Annotated in this window: 13 protein-coding genes; 12 read left to right on the top strand and 1 reads right to left on the bottom strand. The window is 68.3% G+C overall.

Annotated elements, in window-relative coordinates:
* Positions 1-42 precede the first annotated feature (42 nt).
* From A37U_RS0110755 to A37U_RS43110, 7 genes are all read left to right on the top strand, one after another.
* Positions 43-795 (top strand): GntR family transcriptional regulator, encoded by a 753-nt coding sequence (locus tag A37U_RS0110755; RefSeq protein ID WP_020496647.1) that lies wholly within the window; start codon positions 43-45, stop codon positions 793-795.
* A 241-nt stretch (positions 796-1,036) separates the two neighbouring features.
* A complete protein-coding gene (locus tag A37U_RS0110750) occupies positions 1,037-1,909 on the top strand; it encodes a carbohydrate kinase family protein (protein ID WP_157182743.1) in 873 nt (290 codons plus the stop codon).
* Positions 1,906-2,628, top strand: coding sequence for a hypothetical protein (locus A37U_RS0110745; protein WP_020496645.1), 723 nt, complete (start codon positions 1,906-1,908; stop codon positions 2,626-2,628). The genes A37U_RS0110750 and A37U_RS0110745 overlap by 4 nt, the downstream gene beginning before the upstream one ends.
* A complete protein-coding gene (locus A37U_RS0110740) occupies positions 2,625-2,936 on the top strand; it encodes a hypothetical protein (RefSeq protein WP_020496644.1) in 312 nt (103 codons plus the stop codon). Before A37U_RS0110745 ends, A37U_RS0110740 begins: the two co-directional genes overlap by 4 nt.
* A complete protein-coding gene (locus tag A37U_RS0110735; RefSeq protein ID WP_020496643.1) occupies positions 2,933-3,790 on the top strand; it encodes a BtpA family protein in 858 nt (285 codons plus the stop codon). Before A37U_RS0110740 ends, A37U_RS0110735 begins: the two co-directional genes overlap by 4 nt.
* Positions 3,787-4,428 carry a TenA family protein gene (locus tag A37U_RS0110730; protein ID WP_020496642.1) on the top strand — a complete coding sequence of 214 codons (642 nt, stop codon included), beginning with the start codon at positions 3,787-3,789 and terminating at the stop codon, positions 4,426-4,428. The genes A37U_RS0110735 and A37U_RS0110730 overlap by 4 nt, the downstream gene beginning before the upstream one ends.
* Positions 4,429-4,567: 139 nt before the next feature.
* A complete protein-coding gene (locus A37U_RS43110) occupies positions 4,568-5,839 on the top strand; it encodes an MFS transporter (protein ID WP_020496641.1) in 1,272 nt (423 codons plus the stop codon).
* 109 nt (positions 5,840-5,948) lie between these two features.
* Here the strand turns inward: A37U_RS43110 and A37U_RS48215 are convergent, their stop codons facing one another.
* On the bottom strand, positions 5,949-6,398 hold the full coding sequence (locus tag A37U_RS48215) for a MarR family winged helix-turn-helix transcriptional regulator (protein ID WP_020496640.1): 450 nt from the start codon (positions 6,396-6,398) through the stop codon (positions 5,949-5,951).
* Between the two features lie 124 nt (positions 6,399-6,522).
* Between A37U_RS48215 and A37U_RS0110715 the strand changes: the two genes are divergently transcribed.
* From A37U_RS0110715 to A37U_RS0110695, 5 genes are all read left to right on the top strand, one after another.
* On the top strand, positions 6,523-8,007 hold the full coding sequence (locus tag A37U_RS0110715) for a sulfatase family protein (RefSeq protein WP_026197083.1): 1,485 nt from the start codon (positions 6,523-6,525) through the stop codon (positions 8,005-8,007).
* Positions 8,008-8,092: 85 nt separating this feature from the next.
* Positions 8,093-8,521 (top strand): YbaB/EbfC family nucleoid-associated protein, encoded by a 429-nt coding sequence (locus A37U_RS48210; RefSeq protein WP_020496638.1) that lies wholly within the window; start codon positions 8,093-8,095, stop codon positions 8,519-8,521.
* A gap of 1 nt (position 8,522) precedes the next feature.
* Positions 8,523-8,849, top strand: coding sequence for a hypothetical protein (locus A37U_RS0110705; protein WP_020496637.1), 327 nt, complete (start codon positions 8,523-8,525; stop codon positions 8,847-8,849).
* Between the two features lie 17 nt (positions 8,850-8,866).
* Positions 8,867-9,772: a hypothetical protein gene (locus tag A37U_RS0110700; RefSeq protein WP_020496636.1), complete on the top strand. Its 906-nt coding sequence runs from the start codon at positions 8,867-8,869 to the stop codon at positions 9,770-9,772.
* A 138-nt stretch (positions 9,773-9,910) separates the two neighbouring features.
* Entirely contained in the window at positions 9,911-13,021 is a 3,111-nt protein-coding gene (locus A37U_RS0110695) for an AfsR/SARP family transcriptional regulator (protein WP_020496635.1), read from the top strand.
* Positions 13,022-13,161 lie beyond the last annotated feature (140 nt).

The raw sequence follows: 13,161 nt of genomic DNA, 5'->3' as shown, positions 1-13,161 counted from the left end.
TGACCCATTGACCAAACGTCATGACGTTTGTATGTTCGATTCATGGCGTGGCATGACGAAGACCTGGTGGACGGACCGGTGCCCAAGTGGCACCAGATCGCCGAGCTGTTGCGCTCCTGCATCACCGCGGGCGAGTTCGCTCCCGGGGACGCCCTGCCCTCGGAAACCCTGCTCACCAGGCAGTTCGGCATCAGCAGGACCACCGCACGCAGCGCGCTCAACGAGCTGGAGCACGACCAGCTGGTGAGCAGGCGTTCCGGACAGGGCACGATCGTGCTGCCCCCCAAGGTGGAGCAGCCGCTGAACCTGCTGGCCTCGTTCTCCGACGATATGCGCGCCCGCGGGCTGACCCCCGGATACCGGCTCTCCGAGGTCAGTGTGGCCTCCGCGCCCGCCGAAGTGGCCAAGGAGCTCGGACTCAGCGAGGACGAACAGGTCGTGCACATCGACCGGGTGCTGCTCGCCGACGGGGAACCGATCGCCTCCAGCGCATCCTGGCTCTCCCCGCGGGTGGTGGCCACCGACAACGCCCCGGCCCCGGAAACCCTCGACGCGTCCTCGCTCTACCAATGGATCGAGCGCGAGACGGGCACCCGGATCAGTTCCGGTGAGGAATACATCGAAGGCGCGGTCGCCGACCCGAAACTGGCCAGGCGGCTCGCCGTGCCCAAGGGCGCGCCGATCCTCATCGCACGGCGGCGCTGCGTGAGCGCCAGTGGTGAACCGGTGGAGTCCGCGGTGATCACCTACCGCGCCGACCGCTACCGGTTCCGGATCGAGCTCGCCCGCCCATGACCCTGCTGACCCGATACGGCCCTTCCCTCCGCTGCGACCTCGGCTCGACTTCTCACTCGTTCCGGGACTCGGTCGCCAAGGCTCCCTCGCGTCCTCGCTCGATCGGTGCCTTCGCGGCATCACTCGCTGGCGCTCGCTGCGATGCTCAGGAAGGACCGCCTCTCGTGACCGAGCTTGCGAGGTCACCGTGGGATACAGAACCGCCGGTCACGAGGCCGACGAGCGCCAGCGAGGAGGATTCGTGACCGCGCTCTTCGTCGGGGACACCGTTTTCGATACCACGATCCGGGTCGGCCATCTACCTGCCGCGGACGAGAAGGTCGTCGCGGCCGAGCTCGCCGACTCCATCGGTGGCGTGGTCACCAATGCCGCCGTCGCCTGCCGCCGCACCGGGCTGCCCACCCGCCTGGTGACCGCGATCGGCACCGACACCGCGAGCGCGGAATGTCTCGTCCAGGGCCGCGAGCTCGGCATCGAGTTCTGCCCGGAAACCCTGACCGGGCCGGCGAACCGGGCGATCATCGCGCTCGCGGGCGATGGGGAGAAGCAGCTCATGCTCGCACCCGGGGTACGGATGTACCCATCGGCGGGCAGCTGCGCGGAACTCCCGTTCGAGGACGTCGGCTGGGTACACACCGCTATCTACGAACCCGAGGCAGCGCGCGTGCTGCTGGCCCGCTGCGCGGAATCCCGAGTGCCCTGGTCCATCGACCTGGAACCGGCGACCTTCCCCTCGGGCATCACGGAACTGGCCGCACATCTGGACGGCGCCGCGGTGGTGTTCTGCAATACCCGTGCGGCGCAAGCGATCGGGCCGGATCCGCTGGAGACACTGCTCGGCATGGGGGTACAGGCGGTGGTGTTCACCGACGGCGCGCGCGGCGCCCGCTGGTGCACCCGCACGGAACGGTTTTCGGTTCCGGCTCCCGCCGATGCGCCACCGGTCGTGGACACCACCGGAGCCGGGGACTGCCTCGCGGGCTCGTTCATCGGGCTGTACTGCGAATCCGCCGATCCCGAGGCCGCGCTGGACTACGCGGTGCGGGCCGCATCGCGCAGCTGCGCGGTGTTCGGCGGGCACCGCTCCTATGCGAGCAGGGAGGAACTGTCATGACACTGCTCAGCGGGGAAACCGAGGTCTTCCAGGCGGCGCACGACGGCCGATGTGCCGTGGTGTTCCTGGCAAAACGGCACAGTCTTGCCGAACGGCACGGTACTGGTGATCCGAGTGCGGTACTCGCTGAGCTGGATCGCTTACGGGACAAGGGATGGCTGCTCTCGCTCGATCGGATCCTCGATGCGCAGGCGAACGAGCCCTCGGTCTACGCGACGGGTTTCACCCACGACGTGGACTTCGCCGGGATGTTCGAGGCACCGAGCCAATCGGCGGCGCACGCGGGAATCACCGCGCTGGAACGGGCCGGCTGGACGCGGCTGCTACGCACCGAATGGCTCACCGGGCCACGGGAATTCCTGCCGGTGATCAGCCCGGCCTCGCGCGGAACCCGGGACGAGTGGGGATTCTTCGCACTCTGGAAATGGAACGCGGCCTGGCAGGCGGCGAGCGAGGAACAGCGCCGCGAATACGACCTGGAATGCGATATCGCCTTCGCCTCCGATGTGCGCGCCGGGGCCGCGATCGCCGGGCGGCACCGGCTGGACGCCGCGAGCGAATGGGACCACATCGGCGTCTGGCGGATTCCGGGCGCGGACATGCTCGACGCGGCCATGCGCGAACACGACCGGGTCGCGGATTTCAAGTTCACCACCTCCCGCCACTACCTCGGCAGGCGGATCCCGTTCGAGAAAGCCATCACCGGAGAGAACGCATGAACGAATACGTCTGGCTGCACTATCTGCTCCCGCGCACCGCATGGTACGAACTCGAAACCGCCGACCGGGAGCGCTACGAACGGGAATTCGAGCGGCTGCGAGACGTTTCCGTGCAGCACGGCGCGCGGTTCTCCGGCCGGGTCCACATCCGCGGGCAGGGCGACTACTCACAGGTGGAGATCTGGTCTTTCCCCAGCGCCGAAGCCGCATTCGAACACTGGTCCCGCCTGGTCTCCGGCGGATACACGAAGTGGTTCGAATTCGCCAACCAACTCGGCACGGCCGAGCAGAACGAAAGGAACAAATGAGCAACGAACTCGGTGTCTTCCCGCCGAAGGAATCGGCACTGAACACGATCTTCGGCACCGACCGCGTGGTGATCGGGGTCGTGCACTGCCGCGCCCTTCCCGGTAGCCCGCACTACCGCGGGGAACCCGTCGCGGACCTGATCCGGTTCGCCGTCGAGGAGGCCGAGGCCTACCGGGACGGCGGGGTGCACGGGCTGATCGTGGAGAACGCCTGGGATCTGCCCTTCCCCAAACCGGAGCACCAGGGTTTCGAGACCGCGGCGAACCTCGCGGTGATCGGTGACCACGTGCGCGAACAGGTCGGGCTCCCGGTCGGGGTGAACGTGCTCGCGAACGGGGCACACTGCTCGATCGCCGCGGCACAGGCGGCGCAGGCACCGTTCGTCCGGATCAACCAATGGGTGAACGCCTACGTGGCGAACGAGGGTTTCATCGAGGGCGCCTCGGCCACCGCGACCCGGTACCGCTCCACCCTGCGCGCCGAGCATCTGAAGGTGTTCGCCGATGTGCACGTCAAGCACGGTTCGCACTCGATCATCGCGGATCGCTCGCTCGCCGAACAGACCGAGGACAACGAGTTCTTCGACGCGGATGTGCTCATCGCGACCGGCGGGCGCACCGGAGACGAGGCCGCGGAGGGCGAGATCAGCGGGATCCGCGCGGCCTCGGACCTGCCGGTGATCATCGGCTCCGGAATGAACCAGGGCAACGGCAAACGGCTGCTTTCCCTGTGCCACGGCGCGATCGTGGCCTCCGCGCTCAAGGAGAACGAGCGCTGGTGGGGCCGGGTGGACCGGGCCAAGGTGCGCGAGTTCACCAAGCAGGCCGAGCAGGCGGGTTACCAGCTGCCATGACCGAAGCACCACTGAGCGCGCGGTTGCGCGCGGAGAATTCCGGAACCTGGCAGGCCGCGCTCGGTATGCGGTTCGTCGAGGAGGTCAGCGCGGACACGATCCCGGACGCGGTCTTCGCCCGCTATCTGGTCTTCGAACGAGAATTCGTGGACACCGCCGCCCGGCTGTGCGGGGCGGCGGTCCGCGAGGCCCCGAACGCGCGCGCCCTTTCCGGGCACAGCACCGCGCTGCACAACCTGGTGACCGAGCAGTACGACTACTTCAGCAAAGCACTGGCCGATATCGGTGGTGCGCCGGAGGTGAGCGCGGCCGCCCAGGAACAGGCAGGCGGGCTGACCGAGGTGGTACTGGACATCGCCGACACCTACGGCTATCCGGGCATCGTCACCGGCATGTACACCGCGGAATCCCTGTACGGGCAGTGGTGTGCCACCGCGGCGCGCACACCCTCGCAGCGCGGTCCGATCGCCGACTGGGTCGCGCTGCACACCAGGGAGCCGTTCCTCACCCAGGTGCGCTTCCTCGCCGCGGAGATCGACGCGCTCGAGGTCCTGCCGGAGACCGAGCGCGAACTGCTCGGCGTGTTCGGCCACACCCTCGAAGCGGAGATCGCCTTCCACGAGGCGGCATACCAGTGAGACCGGAGACGAGCCGACTCGAATAGGTGAAATTCCCTTGGCGGACAAGGGGTCGGCTCATCGGAGGCCGGTTTGGTATCCACCGGCACAGTCGAGACTGAGCCACCGGCTCACCAGTAGTACACAGGAAGGTGGAGCAATGTCGCACACCGGCGAACGGGCGGCGACCGGTCCGGAAACCAATCAACTGGGCGGTTTTCTCGATCGGGTCGGAATCCCGCCGACACTGGCACTCGGTTATCTGGCGCTCGGCCTCTTCATGATCGGCGACGGCGTCGAGCAGGGTTACCTCTCGGCGATGCTCACCGATCAGGGGTTCGGCGCGAACCGGGTCGCGCTGATGTTCACCATCTACGGTGTCACCGCGGGGATCGCGGCCTGGATGGCCGCCGCACTCTCCGATGTGTTCGGCCCGCGCAAGCTCATGCTCGCCGGGGCGGGGATCTGGGTCGCCTTCCACGTGTTGTTCGTGGTGTTCGGCGTGGACCAGCACTCGAATGTGTTGCTGCTGCTCTGTTATGGGTTGCGCGGATTCGGCTATCCGCTGTTCGCCTACGGTTTTCTGATGTGGGTGGTGCGCACCGCGCGGCCCGCGAAGCTCGGCATGGCGGTCGGCTGGTTCTGGTTCGCCTATATCGCCGGGTTCTCCACGCTGAGCCCGCTGATCGCGAAGGCCAGCATCGCGCTGATCGGGCCGCAGCACACGCTGTGGGCCGCGCTGGTGGTGATCGTGCTCGGTGCGGCGATCGGGTTCGCGGTGCGCGCGCCCGGCGGCGATCGACCGGTCGATCGGCCCGAGACGAACCCGATCCGCGGCCTGGTACAAGGGGTCTCGTTGCTCTGGCAGGAACCCAAGGTCGCCGTCGCCGGGATCGTCCGGGTGATCAACGGGGTCTCCCAGTTCGGCTTCCCGGTGTTCCTACCGGTGTATTTCACGCACTCCCTCGGCTTCCCGCTCGGCGACTGGCTGACCATCTACGCGGTGATGTACCTCGTCAACCTCGGTTGCAACCTGCTCGCCGGATACTGGAGCGACCGGTACGGGGTGAACACCGTGTTGCGCTGGATGGGCTGTGTGGGGTGCGCGGTCACCACGGTCGCCTTCTACTACGTGCCGACCGCGACGCACAGCTTCTGGCTCTCGCTGATCATCGGCAGCCTGTTCTGCGCCTGCCTCGCCGGGTTCGCCCCGATGTCCGCGCTCATGCCGAAGCTCGCGCCGAAGCGCACCGGTGCGGCGATGGCCGGGCTGAACCTCGGCGCCGGGCTGGGCACCGCGGCCGGACCCGCACTTGTCGGGCTGTGCCTGACCCCGCTCGGCGTGGAAGGCGTGATGTGGGTGTTCGGCGCCTGCTATCTGATCGGCGCCGCGCTGACGGTGTTCCTCAAGCCCCGGAAGCAGCCCGTGTGACCAGCCGCCGTCCACCGGGAGCACGGTCCCGGTGGACGCGAGCGGGGCGCCGCGCAGCAAGAAGTTTCCCCCGCGGTGGCCTCGTAATCCTCCCCGGCGGTGCGCACGGCTATTCCGGGGTACCCGCAGCGGTGACCGTGGCCAGCACCCGGTGGAACGCGTCCCGGTCGGTTTCGCTGACGTTCTCGAACAGTTCCCGGTCGAGCCGCTCGATGGCACCGACCAGGATCCCCGCGGCCGCGTGCCCCTCCTCGGTGACCGAGAGGGTGACCTGCCTGCGGTTGGCGGTGCCGCGCTGACGGCGGCAGTACCCGAGGCCCACCAGCTGATCGGCGAGCCTGCTGACCGCCTGCTTGGTGGTGTCCAATCGGCGCGCGAGCTCCCCGACCGTCCCCGATCGCCGTGCCAGCGCGATGAGCAACCAGTTCGCCACCGGCGGGACGGGACTGAAGTCATCCGCGATGAGTGCCCTGCGCAGTGCCTCCCGATACCGCCGCAGCACCATGACGAGCTGTTCGGGCGCGGTGTTCGACGGGAATTCCTCGACTGCTTCGCTCATGTGGCCATGCTAACGGAATCGACAAGAAGGTCGCATCCAGAGACAGTCTCGTTTGTTGACGATCATCCGGAGTCGCGGGTACCGTCGATCCGGCGAGGCGTCCCACACCGAGAGGATGCGGCCGATGTCCAGAACCCGTACTCCAGTGGCCTTGTGCGCGACCGCCGTCCTGCTCGCGGTCGCCGGGTGTTCCGGAACCTCGATCGCCAACACCGCCGAGACCGGTTCCGCGCGCCCGAACATCGTATTCGTGCTGACCGACGATCTGTCCATGAACCTGCTGCCCTATATGCCGCACGTGCAGCAGATGCAGCGAGAGGGCATGTCGTTCTCGAACTATTCGGTGACCGATTCGCTGTGCTGCCCTTCCCGGTCCTCGATCTTCACCGGGCGGTTCCCGCACGACACCGGCGTGTTCACGAACTCCGCGCCGGACGGCGGTTATCCCGTGTTCCAGCAGCACGGCGAGGAAAACCGAACCTTCGCCACGGCATTGCAGGACAAGGGTTACCGGACCGCGATGATGGGCAAGTACATGAACGAGTACCCGGTACCGAAGAAGGTGACCGGCAAAGCCCTTCCGCCACCGCCGGGCTGGGACGAATGGGATGTGGCCGAGAACGGGTACCCGGAGTTCGGCTACACCATGAACGAGAACGGGCAGCTGGTGCACCACGGGAAGAAATCGAAGGACTACCTCACGGATGTGGTGTCCCGTAAGGCGAACTCCTTCGCGAAGTCCGCGGCGCAGGACCGGCAACCTTTCCTGCTGGAGACCGCGACCTTCGCCCCGCACGGCCCGTACACCCCGGCACCCCGGGACGCCGACAAGTTCCCCGGACTGCAAGCACCACGCGGACCGGCGTTCAACCAGCTGCCCACCGATGCCCCGCCCTGGCTGGCAAACCGGGAACCCCTTCCCCGGCAACGGATCCAGAAGATCGACAGGGACTTCCGCAAACGGGCGCAGTCGGTGCAGGCCGTGGACGCCATGATCGGCCGACTGCAGCAGACCCTGCGGGCCACCGGGCAGGACAAGAACACCTACTTCGTGTTCAACTCGGACAACGGTTTCCACATGGGCGAGTACCGGCTCGCGTCCGGCAAGCAGACCGCGTTCGACACCGATGTGCGGGTGCCGCTCGTGGTCACCGGCCCCGGAGTGCCCGCGGGCCGCACCACTTCCGCCACCGCCTCCAATATCGACCTCGCCCCCACCTTCGAATCCCTCGGCGGCGCGACTCCCCCTCCGGAGGTGGACGGCCACAGTCTCGTCCCGCCACTGCACGGGCAGAATCCGCCCGGCCGACCGGACACCGCCCTCGTCGAGCATCACGGACCGGACACCGACCCGAAGGATCCCGACTATCCGGCCAAGGGCAGCGGCAATCCGCCGAGTTATGCCGCGATCCGCACCGGGGCGTTCACCTACACCGAATACGACAACGGCGCCAAGGAATACTACGACCACCGCCGCGATCCCGGCCAGCTGCACAACACCTACGACACGCTGCCCACCGCAACGCGGGAGCGGCTGCACCGGCAACTGACCGCACTGCGTCAGTGCCACGGCACGCAGAGCTGCACCGCGGCGGCCCGGACGGGCTGACTCACCGACGGGAAGCGCGTGGGAAGCCGTTCGGAAGTCCCGCGGCCGAGACTGGCCGGGCAAGGGGGCGACCAGGAGGACGGCGATGACAGACGACGAGGCCGCGCGGATGGACGCCGCGTGGCAGAAACTCGCACGGGTTCGCGAGAATGCGCAGGCCACCAAGGATGTTCTGGGCAAGGAGCTGCCCGCGATCTCGGTCGAGGGTGAGTCCCCGGACGGCGCGGTGCACCTGACGGTGAACGTCGACGGAGTGCTGACCGAGCTGCGCCTCGGCGAACAGGTCAGAAAAATGGCACCGGAGCGGATCGCCGAGGCGGTACTGCGGACCTATGCCGAGGCACAGCGCACCGCGGCACGCCAGGCCGCCGAATTGCTGCGCCCGTTCGGCGGCAGCACCTATCTGCAGGACCGGTTCGCCTGGCGCCAGGAATTCGCACCGTACACGGAACCCGAGCCCGAACCGGTGGACCTGGATGCGCTGTCCCCGACCGTACTGCGCAGGGAGTGGTGAGATGAGCAACGGATTTCACGCCGACGTCGAGGAGCTGCGCTATGCGGGCAAAAGCGACCTTCCCAAGGCGCTCGACGACCTGGAGACCGCGCGACGGCAGCTGATCAAGGCCACCGAGGAGGAGAACACGGCATTCCGCTCACACAACCCGGACCTGTGTGCCCGCGCCTTGGCCGGATGGCAGATCACCGCGGAGGCGATGATCAAGCTGCTGCACGACGATCACGAAAACCTCGATCTGGGCAGGGAAGCGATCCTGGAGATCGCCAAGCGGTACGCCGCCGCCGAACGCGATTCGGCCGAAGCATTGCACAAGCACCAGCGATGACGCGGAGGTAGACAACCATGGGTGTACTCGTTCCGGTCGGTGCTTCCTGGCCGACAGAGGTCGAGGCCTGGGCCGATGAATGGCGCAGGACCGCACGTGAAGTGGTCACATCCGAGCTCGTCCCGGTCGGACAGTTGGCGCTGCCCGACCGGCTGTACCAGTCGATCATGCGGTTCGCGGTACCGGAGGACTTCGAAGCCAGCGCGACCATGGCGGAGTTCGTGCACCAGGCCAAGCTCGCGGTCGCCAGGCACCGGGAGAGCGGGCTGGACGATACGGTGGCGACCCTCGCCGCCTGGCAGGGTGACGCGGCGGACGGGTTCCGGCACTATCTACAAACGATGCGCGATGCGGTCCACCTGATGGAACTCCTGTTGACCGATCAGCAGACAACGCTGGAGAACTACAACAAGCTGCTCGACGCGATGAAGCAGGACTTCCACGACACGATGGACGCGGCCGCGGACGGACTGGACAAGGCTCAGATGGCCGAGGAGTCCGCCGAGGCACACATTTGCACCGCGATCGCCAACGCCACCTCGTCCTTCGAGGGCTCCCCGGCCGCGCTGTTCACCGGGGCCGTGACTGTCTATCTCGATTGGAAGAACGTCCAAGGCAAGCCCGAAGTGCTCGAGTCCTTCGCGAACGTGCTCGACCAGCTCCATGACGGGACCACTGCGGAGATGGACCGCATCGCCCGGGCTTTCAAGATCACCGAACAGAACATCCTGGACAACGGCGCACTGCTGCGCCCGCCCCGTCCGACGCTGGTGACCGACAAGCGGTTCGATCCGGACGATTTCTCTTCCCGGTCCCCCGGCGCCGAACGGGTGGAACACCGGGCCTCGCACAAAGACCTCGTCGCGGAACCGAAGGATTCGCAAGACCCGGACCAGGAATCCGCGAACGGTATCCACACCTAGCGCTGTGCTGGACAACTGTGCCGAATAAAGAACTATCGGGACATTTCTCGCGTTCCTGACGGTTTCGGTTCGGCGGAACCGCACGGCTCGGCATCGCGTCCAAGGCCGGGCCGTTCGCCGAACACGAATCGAGGTCCCATGCTCGCCGCCGACCATCCGCGCTATCGGCTACTCGGTCCCGTCGGCGCGGACGGGCCGGGCGGACCGATCCGGCTCGGCGGACCGAAACAGCGCGCGGTGCTCGCGGCGCTGCTGCTGCGCGCGAACCAGGTCGTTCCCGAAACGCAGCTGTTCGACCTGGTCTGGGGCGAGCAACCGCCGCCGAGCATCCGCGGCAGACTGCAGGTGTACATCTCGGAACTGCGCAAGCGCCTCGGCAGGGAGGTCATCGACAGGGAACCGGCCGGGTACCGCATCACGGTGCACCCCGGGGAACTCGACCTGCACCGCTTCGATCGGCTGGTGGAACAAGCGAAAGTCCGCCAGACGGCGGGCGAGTACGCCGCGGCCGCCGCATGCCTGCGCCAGGCACTCACCCTGTGGGACGGCGAAGCGCTCGGCGGCACCACCGAAACCCTCACCGGCGCCGAACTGCCCGCGCTCGAACAACGACGGCTGGTCACCCTGGAGGAGTGTTTCGAGGCCGAGCTCGCCGCCGGAGAACATGCGGCGATCCTCGGCGAACTGCGCACTGCCACCGGTCGGTACCCGTTCCGGGAACGGTTGTGCGGGCTGCTCATGCGGGCACTGCAGCGCAGCGGACAGGCCACCGCGGCACTGGCCGTGTACCGGGAAACGCGCAACCGACTGCGTTCCGAGCTCGGCATCGAGCCCGGAGCGGAACTGCGCGCGATACAGGCCGGTGTGCTCGGCGGCGAGCCGGAGAAGCCGGTCACCATGCCGATTCGCCCGATTCGCCCCGCCGAACTGCCCGCGCGGGTGCGCGGGTTCACCGGACGGGCCGAACAGCTCGCCGCCCTGAACGCCCAGCTCGCCGAGGACGGCACCGGGCTGTGGGTACTCAGCGGCACCGGCGGGATCGGCAAGACCACGCTCGCCGTGCACTGGGCGCATTCGATGCGTGCCTGCTTTCCGGACGGGCAGCTCTATCTCGACCTGCGCGGCTACGACGCCGACCACGAGCCGCTCACCCCGGCCGTGGCGCTGGCGCACCTGCTGCGCGGTCTCGGGATCGACCCGCGTGCGGTTCCCACGAGCCTCGACGACCAGCTCCGGCTGTACCGCTCCACCATCGCGGACCGCGCCATGCTCGTACTGCTCGACAATGCGCGCGACACCGCCCAGGTACTCCCCTTGCTTCCGCCTTCCGGGACCACCGTGGTGACCAGCCGCAACCGCCTCGGTGAACTGGTGGCCCGCGCGGGCGCCCGCACCATCGCGCTCGGCCCACTGTCCGGAGTGGAGTCACGTGGACTGCTCAGCGGAGTGCTCGGCGCCGAGGTTGTGGCCGGGGAGCCGGACGCGGCGCGCGAGCTCGCCCGGCTCTGCGACGGTCTCCCGCTCGCGATGCGGATCGCGGCGGCCAAGGTACTCGCGCAGCCGCGCGGCACGCTCAGGGATGTCGCGGCCGAACTGTCCACGACGGACCCGATCGGCGGTCTCGTACTGGACGGCGCCGAGGAAAGCCCGGTGGCGACCACGTTCGCACTCTCCTATCTGGCGCTCGAACCGTTGTCCCGGCGGCTTTTCCGGCTACTCGGCCTGATCCCCGGCAACGATTTCACCGCGGACGCGGCTGCCGCGCTCGCCGGGATCGCGGTGGCCGAGGCGAATCGCCTGCTCGACCGGCTCGCCGCGGCACACCTGCTCGAATGCCACAGCAGGGGCCGGTACCACATGCACGACCTCGTCCGCTCCTATGCGGCCTGCCGGGCACACACCGAGGAGGACGAGATCGGGCGCGCCCGGGCCCGCGAGCGGCTCGGCCGGTTCTACCTGACGACCGCCGAGGCGGCTTGGCCGGTGGAACGCGCGGGCGCGGTCCGGCTCCCGGTCGGCACCCCGCGGGCGAGCGAGCACGCGCTGTCCTTTGTGGACAGCACGGCCGCGCTGGCGTGGTTGAGCACCGAACTCGGCAATCTCATCGCCGTCGCCACGACGGGTCCGCACGAGATCGCCTGGAATCTCGCCGAAGTGATCAGCGGATACGTCTCCACGAACGGTCACCAGGCACAGTGGCTCGCGGCCGCGCCCGTCATTCTCGACCGGGCACAGCGCAGCGGGGCGCACTCGGTCGCCGCGTTCCTGCGGCTGCGTTTCGGCGAGGCGTATTTCCGTTCCGGAGACCACGAGCACGGCATCCACCACCTGCGCGAGGCCGTCGCCGCCGGACGCGCGCAGCGCTGGCGGGAATGCGAGGCGGCCGCGCAGATCAACCTCGGCAACGCGCTCGAATGGACCGGAAGGCTCACCGAGGCGGTCGAGCACACCCTGGCCGCGGTCGAGCTCAACCGCGAGGTGGGCAATCCGGCCGGGCACAGCGCGGCCCTGAGCTCGCTCGGTTCGCTGTACCACAACCTCGGCAGGCTGCACGAGGCCGAGCGAAGCCACCGCGCGGGACTGGAGATCGCCGCCGGGCACCGGCTGGTCTTCTGGGAGGCGGCAAACCACAACGAGCTCGGCCTCGCGCTGCACGCACTCGGCGAATCCGGGCGGGCGATCGAGCACATCCGGCTGGCCGGTGAACTGCTCGCCGGGCTCGGCGCCAAGTTCGGCGGTGTGCACGTCCTGCTTACGCTCAGCAGGATCCACACCGAGACCGGGGTGTTCGAACCGGCCCGAGCCGAAGCGGAACGCGCCTGGGAACTGGCCGCCGCGGAGGACGACAAGCTGATACACGCCACCGCACTCATCGCGCTCGGCAGGGCCGAAACCGGCCTCGGCAGGCTCACCGTCGCCGAACGGCGACTGCGTCAGGCGTGCCGGGTCAGCGATGCCGCCGGATTCGGCTATCTCGGCGCGAGCGCGCGGCTCTGGCTCGCCGAGACGGCACTGGCCGCGACCGAATCCGGGACCGCCGCGGAACTCGCCGGACAGGCAGCGGATTGGGCCGGAGAGCACGGTTATCGCGTGCTGGGCGCCGATGCCGACGGCACCCTAGCCGCCGCGCTCGCCATGCTCGGTGAACCCGGCCCCGCGGCCACCGCCCGCGATCGGGCGACCACCTTCTGGCAGGAATCCGGGCACGTTCCCGGCAGCCACCGGCTCCAGCGTCTCCTCGCCGCGTGAATCCGGGTCCACTGGCCGCCTCCGACAAATCGCCAGGGCAGACGTGTTCGGGTCCGCGCTCTGTGGTAGACCTTCCCGCGGTGTGGCCTGGACCGTCTTTTTGGCGGGTTCCCACAACGGCACGGCCTCGGCGTGCGTCG

Source organism: Sciscionella marina DSM 45152 (assembly GCF_000379465.1).
In the GTDB taxonomy this organism is placed as follows: domain Bacteria; phylum Actinomycetota; class Actinomycetes; order Mycobacteriales; family Pseudonocardiaceae; genus Sciscionella; species Sciscionella marina.
This window is presented reverse-complemented; position numbering and strand designations above follow the sequence as displayed.

Excerpts from the sequence above, each read along its gene's own strand:
- A37U_RS0110755 (WP_020496647.1), top strand. The coding sequence starts at position 43 with ATGGCGTGGCATGACGAAGACCTGGTGGACGGACCGGTGCCCAAGTGG.
- A37U_RS0110745 (WP_020496645.1), top strand. The coding sequence starts at position 1,906 with ATGACACTGCTCAGCGGGGAAACCGAGGTCTTCCAGGCGGCGCACGAC.
- A37U_RS0110740 (WP_020496644.1), top strand. The coding sequence starts at position 2,625 with ATGAACGAATACGTCTGGCTGCACTATCTGCTCCCGCGCACCGCATGG.
- A37U_RS0110735 (WP_020496643.1), top strand. The coding sequence starts at position 2,933 with ATGAGCAACGAACTCGGTGTCTTCCCGCCGAAGGAATCGGCACTGAAC.
- A37U_RS0110730 (WP_020496642.1), top strand. The coding sequence starts at position 3,787 with ATGACCGAAGCACCACTGAGCGCGCGGTTGCGCGCGGAGAATTCCGGA.
- A37U_RS43110 (WP_020496641.1), top strand. The coding sequence starts at position 4,568 with ATGTCGCACACCGGCGAACGGGCGGCGACCGGTCCGGAAACCAATCAA.
- A37U_RS48215 (WP_020496640.1), bottom strand. The coding sequence starts at position 6,398 with ATGAGCGAAGCAGTCGAGGAATTCCCGTCGAACACCGCGCCCGAACAG.
- A37U_RS0110715 (WP_026197083.1), top strand. The coding sequence starts at position 6,523 with ATGTCCAGAACCCGTACTCCAGTGGCCTTGTGCGCGACCGCCGTCCTG.
- A37U_RS48210 (WP_020496638.1), top strand. The coding sequence starts at position 8,093 with ATGACAGACGACGAGGCCGCGCGGATGGACGCCGCGTGGCAGAAACTC.
- A37U_RS0110705 (WP_020496637.1), top strand. The coding sequence starts at position 8,523 with ATGAGCAACGGATTTCACGCCGACGTCGAGGAGCTGCGCTATGCGGGC.
- A37U_RS0110700 (WP_020496636.1), top strand. The coding sequence starts at position 8,867 with ATGGGTGTACTCGTTCCGGTCGGTGCTTCCTGGCCGACAGAGGTCGAG.
- A37U_RS0110695 (WP_020496635.1), top strand. The coding sequence starts at position 9,911 with ATGCTCGCCGCCGACCATCCGCGCTATCGGCTACTCGGTCCCGTCGGC.